Origin of the sequence: Dapis purpurea BLCC-M126, from assembly GCF_050015975.1 — a bacterium.
Lineage (GTDB): Bacteria > Cyanobacteriota > Cyanobacteriia > Cyanobacteriales > Microcoleaceae > Trichodesmium.
Genome location: NZ_JBNHER010000317.1, coordinates 20,707 through 30,468, shown reverse-complemented (window position 1 = coordinate 30,468; position 9,762 = coordinate 20,707). Strand labels below are relative to the sequence as shown.

Annotated in this window: 5 protein-coding genes; 2 read left to right on the top strand and 3 right to left on the bottom strand. The window is 33.1% G+C overall.

The window, feature by feature from the left end; genetic code table 11:
- Positions 1–239 precede the first annotated feature (239 nt).
- Positions 240–1,421, bottom strand: coding sequence for an RtcB family protein (locus tag ACP6PL_RS29375; RefSeq protein ID WP_426548896.1), 1,182 nt, complete (start codon positions 1,419–1,421; stop codon positions 240–242).
- Positions 1,422–1,551: 130 nt separating this feature from the next.
- Complete coding sequence (locus ACP6PL_RS29370; protein WP_426548895.1) at positions 1,552–2,748, bottom strand: NAD(P)/FAD-dependent oxidoreductase; 1,197 nt, start codon at positions 2,746–2,748, stop codon at positions 1,552–1,554.
- Positions 2,749–2,830: 82 nt separating this feature from the next.
- On the opposite strand from ACP6PL_RS29370, the gene ACP6PL_RS29365 reads away from it, so the two are divergent.
- Together ACP6PL_RS29365 and ACP6PL_RS29360 are read left to right on the top strand one after the other, a co-directional pair.
- A complete protein-coding gene (locus ACP6PL_RS29365; RefSeq protein ID WP_426548894.1) occupies positions 2,831–3,421 on the top strand; it encodes a hypothetical protein in 591 nt (196 codons plus the stop codon).
- Between the two features lie 1,014 nt (positions 3,422–4,435).
- Entirely contained in the window at positions 4,436–5,041 is a 606-nt protein-coding gene (locus ACP6PL_RS29360) for a hypothetical protein (protein ID WP_426548893.1), read from the top strand.
- A 777-nt stretch (positions 5,042–5,818) separates the two neighbouring features.
- Here the strand turns inward: ACP6PL_RS29360 and ACP6PL_RS29355 are convergent.
- The gene (locus ACP6PL_RS29355; protein WP_426548892.1) at positions 5,819–9,052 is read right to left on the bottom strand and encodes a CHAT domain-containing protein; all 3,234 of its coding nucleotides are present in this window, start codon (positions 9,050–9,052) and stop codon (positions 5,819–5,821) included.
- Positions 9,053–9,762: the final 710 nt, after the last annotated feature.

Here is a 9,762-nt window from a genome sequence, read left to right as displayed (position 1 = left end):
GGCGAAGATACTTTGGGGGTAGCCCCATGTGAAAATAGCTCAATGCCAGGGTAATATTTAACAAAGCATCTTTCTGATATCTGGGAAAGGTGTTTTGTTCTTTGAGGATTTATTGATATCTTTTCCCTAATCAGTCCAATTTTTTTGAGGAGACTGAATGCCAAGGTTATTATTGATTCAAGCCTGTTTCTCAAATCTGAGAAACAGGCTTTTTGGTTTTTCTTGGTAGAAGAGAAAAATTACCCCTTTACACAAACAACTTGTTTAAGAGTTGCCACAACTTCTACTAAGTCAGTTTGCTGGTTCATTACTTCTTCAATAGATTTATAAGCACCAGGAATTTCATCAATAACACCTCCATCTTTCCGACATTCTACTCCCTCAGTTTGCTTAACTAAATCATCAACAGAAAAACTCTTTTTAGCTTTAGTTCGAGACATCAATCTGCCAGCGCCATGACTACAGCTACAATAACTTTCATGGTTTCCTTTGCCTTTAACAATAAAAGATTTTGCTCCCATTGAACCAGGTATAATGCCATAATCTTCTTTCTGCGCTCGCACAGCACCTTTACGAGTTACATAAACTTCTTCACTAAAATGCACTTCTTTCTCAGCATAATTGTGATGACAGTTAACTTCTAATAGGGGTTTTGTTGGTTTACCTCCTGCTAAGTGCTTTTCAACTATTCGCTTAAAACGAGCCATCATTACATCTCTATTAAACCGAGCATAATTTTGCGCCCATTGTAGATCGCGCCAGTAAGCTGCAAATTCTGGTGTACCAGTTACAAAGTAGGCTAAGTCTAAATCTGGCAATTTTGTATCTGCCAATTTTGCTAATTCTTTGGCAGTGTTAATATGACATTGAGCTAATTTATTGCCAATGTGACGAGAACCTGAGTGTAACATTAACCAAACATTGTTTTCTGTATCCAGACAAAGTTCGATGAAGTGGTTGCCTCCACCCAAAGAACCCATTTGTTTGAGAGCTTTACTTTCTAGATTTTTTACTCCTGGATGTAATTCTTTAAACTCTCTCCAATTTTGCCAATTAGTGACAGATTTTTCTATTTCTTTGTTGTCAGAAAATCCTACAGGAATAGCTGCTTCTATATCTTGTCTGATTTTTTTTTGTTTGCCTTCTAGTTGCTCGCCAAGAAAAGGCATTTTGACTGCGCACATTCCACAACCAATATCTACACCCACAGCAGCAGGAATAATTGCTTCTTTTGTGGCAATAACAGAACCCACTAATGCACCTTTACCCAAATGTACATCTGGCATTAGAGCAACGTGTTTGAAAACAAATGGTAAGGATGCTACATTTTTAGCCATTTTGTGTTCTTGATGCTCTAGGGGATGATTTGCCCAAGACAATACTGGTTTTGGGGTTGAGAGGTTTAGTTTTTTGTATGGCATATTTGATTTGTATTTATTTTTGATTGTGTATCTATATTTATACTACAATGTAGTGTAAAAGAATTACGGAATTTAGGTAAGGATATAAAAAATATATTTTAAAGATATAGGTATGAGGAGAACTAATGAACTAGAGAAAGCGACTGGGAGATAATTGCTGGATAATCTCATCATTTTCCCCTGCTACATAATTAGCAAATCTTTTAGCTAGGGGAGGTACTAATGCGAATGGACTACTAAAGCCAGAAAAAATATGTATTCCTTTTCGATTAGGAATAGCTCCGATGAGAGGTAAGTCGTCAGCACTGTATGCTACTAAGCAGTGATGCCAGGTTGCTGGTAAATTTTCTAATGCAGGTAAAACTTTTCCTATCTCTACTCGCATAGCAACTTCACTTTGAACAGCATCAACTTTAGCGTAGGGATCAGTGAGTACGCGGGAAATTTGACCTATTCTAATGCTACCGTTTTTAAATTGAATTGCGCCAGCATCTAAGCTAAATGGTACAAAAGCGTGACCAGGTTCATCCCACATTTGCTCGAACTCAACTGTACTGGTAGCAGTTTCACATTGAAAACGTTTTTCTACTGCTGGCATCACAGTGGTATGTAGTAGTAAATCAACAGGAGGAATTTCTAACATTTCAGCATGAGTGAAATAAACACGGGTAGAAATACCTGCTGACTTTAGGAAGTTACGGGAAATTCCACCTGCACAAATAACAACATTAGCTGCGTAATAAGTTTTGTCTGTGGTGTAGACTCCAGTTATTTCTTGGGGGTAGCGATGGGTTGCATTATCGCCAGTTTTGACTAATCCAGTTACTTCTGCAATTTCAATTTGACCTCCTAACCTCGTAAATGCTTGACAGTATCCTAAAGTTATGGCTTCTGGAGAAACATGACCGTGGGTAATAGCGAGGGCTCCTGCGATCGCTTCTTTATTTAGTAAGGGTTCCATTTTACAGGCTTCTTCAACACTTATTAGGCGGGGTACAGTATTGTAGTGATTGAAGCCAGCAGCTATTTTTTCTGGATCATCTTCTGGGGCTATAGTTAGCAATAAATCTAACTCTCGAAATTGGGTATCTGCTTCTAATTCTTCAGATAGATAATGATGACGTTCTTTTGCTTCTTGAAAAAGTTGATTGGTCAAATCTGTAGTACCAAACCAGTAGGGTAAACTAGCATAACTATAACGAGTTGCACCTTTTAAACTAGAATATTTTTCCAACAGGACTACAGCAAAACCTTTTTTTGCCAATTCATAACTAAGAGCAGCTCCAGTTATACCACCCCCAACTACAATCCAATCGTAACTTTTCATAGGCTCTTTAATATAACACTTTCCTGATATAATAGTAAGTATTTAACTAATAACAAATATTAGATTATTTAGGCAAATAATTATGCAGTTCCTTAATCAGTTATTCAAGGTAAATACTAGACTAAAGATTGCAATTTATAGACCTATACTTATATTGCTATTAAGTATAGTTTGGCCTACAATCAGCCTAGCACAGTTGCCTCGTTTTGATTCTCCTATACCTAAATCCCCTTCTCAAGAAAAAAATTCTTCGACCGTATTACCATCAAATACTTTTCAAAGTCAGCCAAGTCAGCCTTCTGAGCAATCAATTGTTAATGGCTCAACAGCTCCTTTAGCTGGAGAAAGACAATTGCCTCTTGGAATTATCAAACCTGTGAATGGTTTTGTCAATATTAAACTCACAAATAAAACTGCTAGTAAAATTTCCTATGAAGTAATTGGAGATACCACACAACGCCAGTTGTCAGGAAAATCTGAAGTAATTTTAAGGACATTGAAAGTGCCTGTGAATATTACTTTCTATCGGGAGAAGGGAGGCTTTTTATTGATCAAACCACAGTTCATTGCTGAAAAGGGGATTTTAGAGCTGATTATGACTGAAACTAATGATTTCAATTTAGATAAGTCTAGTTTGTTAATTGAGGAAACTGGAAGTTTATTTTTAAATTAGTTATTGCTTAAATGCTAATTTTTTTTACTAAATAGATTTTTTGACAAATTTATTGATATATTTCCTCAATAATTTTTTATAGATACATATTATAGATAAAATTACGAAGAGCAACTGGTATTATTTGTCTTAAAGAAGGTTTTAGATGAATAATGCAATCTTTTTCCTGGAATTCCAACTAAACAAATTATAGAAACTCCAGATGAAGTGTGTGGGGTTTTAAAGGCAATTACACAGCAATTGTTTTCTCAAGCCAAGTAGGTAGACAAAATTAATTACACAAAATTTAAACTAAAACCTTTATCTGGCAATAACCCAGTATGTAAATATTTCTATCCAGGTACTTACCAATGGATAATTGATAATGGATAATTAATAATTAATTCCCAAAGGTTTAAAGGCTCTGCTTGTAAGCAGAAAAAGCGGTCGAGAGATGGCGAGGAAACCTCGCCATCTCCATCGACCAAGAGAGAGGTCGTTTTCCTAGCGCAAAGCTCCGCTTTATATCTCGCGCAGCGAAAAGGCTCTGGCCGAAATGAATGCGGGGCATGACCTTAGGATGGGATGGCGAGGTTTCCCTCTGAATGCAGAGCTGCTCCGAAGTACGCCATATCCAATCTTTCTTCGATCAAAGAAATCTTATTTCTTTAGATTTAATTGCGTTACAGTTTTAAACATAGGTAATTATTCATTATCAATTAATGAAAAGCTATCAAATTTGAAGGGTAGTGATGATAACTTTAATATCTTTAATATCTTTAATCAGAGACTTTCTTAAAAAGTAAATCATAGTGGTTTTATTGATAAAAATTCTTAAGTAATTAATCTGAAGAAAATAAATTTTCTCAATTAAGTAGGTAGAAAAATTTTCTATAATTTTTTTATAACTTTTATAATTTTTGTCTATAATTAGAAATAGTACCATAATCACTAGATAGATGACTCTATACTGTCAAGCAATAAGCCATAAATGAAATGGTTGAATTTATCTCTTTACCTAGGTATTTGGTGAATATGTCTAACAATGATCGAGAAGATAGAATTCAGGTGAATTTTCAATTAGCTCGTAGTAAGTGGGAACGTCTCCAAGTAAAGTGCAAGGATAACTGTGCTTCCATATCAGAAGTTCTACAGTTGTTAGTTGAGCTTTATTTAGCAGAAAAAATAAATAATTATCAAACAATTTTATCAGTTGCTTTGGAAACTAAAATTGATGCAGAAATAGGAAAGTACATAGGAAATAAATTGGATAATTATATAGATAAATACATAGAAAAAAAGTTAATTCAAGGAATCAAAAAAATAGATAATGCTGAAGAATTAGTTACTAATAAAGATAATGATAAATTGATAAATATAGGAAATAAAAGTGAAATACTTATCGATAAATATCAAGACGAAAAAATATTAATCACAGAAATAATTGATAAAAAAGAAGTAAACAAAAATCAATTTAACGATGAGGGGAAAGAATTAAAAACTGCACGAGAACTCGCAGAATTATTCGGTTGTTCTCCTGCATATATAACGACTCTTAACAGATTAGGTGACTTAGAAAAAAGAGGGTGGATAGATTCTGGGAAGAGACAAGGTAAAGCTATCCTTTATCAACATATATAAACCTTTGAAGTGACAATAATTTGAAAAAATTATATCTGTTAAATGAATTATTGATTGGTACATTATTGTTGTTTATAGCAGTTTTAAAGAATATTTCTACATAGTATTTATTTATAAAACTCAGAAGTTAGAAGTCATAAATTAAATTCCCAATATGGACTAAATTTGAGAAGAGTGAGAATGTCCTAATAGTAATCGTGTAATCAGGGTCAATAAAATAACTTGATCGGGTTTGCCTTTGATTAAAAAGGAATATTCAAGCCAATAAATAATATTTAAACTATTTATTCTGACTCGATTCTCCTGTATCCTGACTCAATAGCTCTAACTTAAATTTTTGCTACAAAAATTTATCACGCCTGGTATTATGTATTACTAAAATCTATAAATATGTACTTTATAAAGATTGAAAATTGTTGTAATTATTTGGCAAAATATCTACCTTTTTTTCTAGCCATTTTCTGTCTTTCTTCTTTAACTAATATCGATTTGGTCAATATTTGCTATAAATTATTATTCTAATTTAATGTTCCGGTTTTTAGTTGATAGCTGTTAGTGGAGCATTCCGGCATGGAAATACCAAAAGCTGATAGCTAGTTAATTAGAGAAGTAGAGATGTTTTTAGTAAACATCTCTGCTAGAAAAGATTCTATTTTATCTTTTCTTTTATGGATTTAATACCTCAGTATCACTCGCATTATTCTAGAATTGGTTGGGGTTTGTAGAGGCGGAGCGGTTTCTGAAAGTATCCTCATGGATTTTTCCTTTCTTCTTTCTTCAAGAAATACCTTGAGAAATAAAACCTGCCCAATAATAAGGATGAATAAATGGAAAATTTTGCTGACAAAACCATGATAACTGTTCCTTTTCTTGTTGGATTTTTTCTAGATTTTCGTGTTTCATGTATTGCTCTAGATATTCTTCTAATTGTTTTTTATAATTACTAAGTTGAATTCCTGTTAAATATCGAAGTTGATTTTGGGCTTTTTGTAATGCTTCTGAACGCTTATATTTTTGGCGATGTTGATAGTAGAAAAGGCAAAATAATGCTGTAGTTAAATCTTCCACTGACCATAATGAACTAATTACATGACGGGCACCAGCACTAAGAAAAGCAGTAGCAAATGTGAGGATATCGTCGGAAATTTCAGTTTGATTAAGATTAATTTCGCAACTAGAAAGAAATACATCAAATAATTCAGGTAACTGCCAAGTAAAAATTTTACTCAGAAGTAGATCGCCATCAAATAATTTGAGTTTTGATGCTAAAGGATTGACCATATTTGCACTATAAATATGACTGGAGTGTAGTACTTGTACTTGTTGAATAAATTTCTGGTAATTATTAATTGTTGCTTGGCTATATTGCAGACGTTTTTGGGGAGAGATTAAGTGCATATTTGCTAAATTTTCGCATTCATATCTTGTATAAAACCTATTATTTATAGTACTTTCTACAATTCCCATTTTACGAGGATTAGAAATTACCATTCGCTGTGAACAATAACTGAGAATTTGACAACTAGGTACAACTCTTAAACGGAAGTAGTCGCAAAAACATTTGGTTTCTTTTTCTCTAATAACTGGTAAGGCAGCATAAGGTATTTGATGTAGATATAAATGAGGAACTATAATTAATTCTTTCGTCCCAGCTAGTTCTTCAATAACTTGATTTAATTCTAATCTATTTGCTAATTCTGAGAGAAAAATATCCATCTGATTATGCCACTCATTATGATTTTTGCTATACAGTTTCAACCAATTATCATGTATCCAATTCTGTAGTTTTTCAATTCCTTCTCCTTGGCAAATATGAACAGTAAGTTGCTGCTGAGTCAGAATAAATATATAGGTATTATTTATAGTGGAATAAAAATCAATGACCGCAGTTTCTTCATCCTTAACTAACTGCTGAATTTCTGCAAAACTTAAGTGTGTAACTTGTAATTGTTCTCCCAGTACACGATTACTACTCCGAATTTTTTCCCAAAGTTGTTGCTGTTTATCTCTCAATATGAAAATTTTTTCTAGACTGTCAGATTCAATTTCTTTGATAGTAAACTGACTTCCTACTGTTGTATGTTTATTAATTCTACTAACATCAAAATTTAGCTGATTAATTTGTTGTTGTAGATCATAATATTCTTTTACTTCTGGTGGCTTTTCCTCATCTTGATAAATGTCATTAATAGTCATTAACTCTACTAAACGACGAGAGCGGGAAGCTTCTAAATATTCTAATGCTTGTTCGTACTGCCCAATATTGACATAACACTCTACGATATTGCCATAAATATAAATTGATTCGGCTAAAATTTCTTGGTAAGATGATTCACTTTTTGCCAAACTTTGAGTCATTTCTAGCAAATTAATTGCTATTTGATAACTTTCAATAGCAAATTGCCAGTTTTCTTGCTTAAATTCTAAATCTCCTAATTTTCGAGAAATTTGTAGACACTCTAGTGGAAAACTTTCTACAGTAAAAATATTTAATGCTTCTTGATATGCTCTAATACTTAAGTGAATATTTTGCTGAAAATTAGCAATATCTTCTGTGGCTTTATAACTATAAGCATCTCCAAGATTTTTTTGAATAATTCCCCACCATAAAGTAAATTTTTCTGGATTAATAACTTCCAGTGCTTGTTGAGAAAATTTAATTGCTAGTTCGATATTTTCAGCTATTTTTTCTGTTTCTCTGTTTAGGTAGGCAGTACCGAGATTAATTGAAATTATCACCCAATCTAAGAGATTATCTACAGTAAAAATTTTTAATGCTTGTTCATAAGCTGCAATTGCTAATTCAAGATTTTCGCTAACTTTTCCTATAACTCTATTTAAGTAAGCTGTACCAAGATTTTTTTGTATCTTTGCCCAGTGGAGAGGTTTATTTTCTTGGTTAATAATATTTAATGCTTGTTGATAAGCGTCTATTGCTAATTCAAGATTTTCCTCTAAGTTTCCTGTAATTCTATTTAGATAAGCATTGGCTAGATTACTTTGAGTTATTGCCCAATCTAAAGAATTTTCTGACTGAGTAATAACTTGTAATGCTTGTTGATAAGCGTCTATTGCTAATTCAAGATTTTCCTCTAAATTTCCTGCAATTCTAGTTAAGTAGACATTGGCTAAATTATTTTGAATAGTTGCCCATTTTTGGGGGTAGTTTTCTTTGGTAATAATTTCTAGTGCCTGTTGATAGGCAGCGATAGCTACCTCAAGATTATTGATTTTATCTCCTTCAATTCTGCAGCTATAAGCATTGCCTAAATTATTTTGAGTAATTCCCCAATCTTGAGGATTATTTTCTTTATCTATAAAGTTCAAGATTTGTTGATAAATTTCTATCGCTTGTTCAATATTTTCAGATTTTTGTCCATAGATTCTGTTTAGGTAGGCGGTGCCAAGGTTGTTTTTAATGCTTACCCAATGATGGGATTGAGAAGAATTTTCGTAAACAGTTAATGCTGTTTGATATCCAGTAATTGCTATTTCTAAATTATTGGCTTTGTTTCCAAAAGAAAAGTCTTGTACCTGATTACTAAAATTAACTATATCTAGAGCAATTTGATCGGCTTCTTCTGGTTTTATTTCTTTTAAAGTTGAGGTTGCCCAGGTTTCTAAGGTTTCTACTAAACCTTGGTCTAGTTTGTTGAGGTTTTCTTGCAAAATAGGGTGAATAATTTGAGGATTGTTTTTGCTTTCATGGGTTGCTTGTAATATCAGGGTTAAGAATTCTAAATACTCTAAAGGGGTTGCTGTTGCTGAGGTATTTTCTGTAATTGAGATTTCTAATTTTTCTGATAGTTGTACTGCTAAGGTGAGTAGGATTTCTTTAACTTTTTGGTTTCCTTTTTCTCCTGATTTCTGTGCCACTATTGTGATTGTTTGGAGCAATCCTTTATCTAATAATTCTTGGTTGCTTGCTAGGATTTGAGCTGTTTTTTCTGTGGGGGTACTTAAGAGTTTTTGAATGAGATTTATATAGGTTTGGATACGGTTTTGATTCATGATTTTATTGGCTTTTTCTGTACCAGTCTTAATACTTAGGTAGTACAGTTGATTACCTCTTAAATCCGTAAAGTATATCTAATCTTATCTCTGGTTAAATATTTATCGTCGCTATGCTCGAAAGGTAGTATGTGCAAGGTTATAGGCGTAGAATATTTGAACTTACTACCTCATACTTTCTTCAAATAGCAAACAACTAAAAGACAAAAGGATAGGGATGCCAAAATAGTCAAAGAAATATGTCATTTCATAGACTCCCTCAGTTTTTCCTCTATTATTGCGGATGTGGCAATAGTCTTTTCATTTTATCAAGCACCCAAAAATTCTGATTACTCAGGCGTCTGAGTTTTTCCTGGATTATTCTGGATGCCATAATTACTCTTTTTTCTGAAGCACCCAGAAATTCTGATTACTCAGACGTCTGAGTTTTTCCTGGATTATTCTGGATGCCATAATTACTCTTTTTCTGAAGCACCCGGTTACTCAGATGTCTGAGTTTTTCCTCTATTATTTATTATGGATGTGGCAATAGTCTCTTCATTCCCTTAAGCTCCCAAAATTCTGGTTACTCAGACGTCTGAGTTTTTCCTCTATTATTTATTGCGGATGTGGCAATAGTCTCTTCATTCCCTTAAGCACCAATACAAGAATATATTTTCCTAATTGATATTACTCTATCACCAGCTTATAGATTGTTTTCCTCGTTAAAA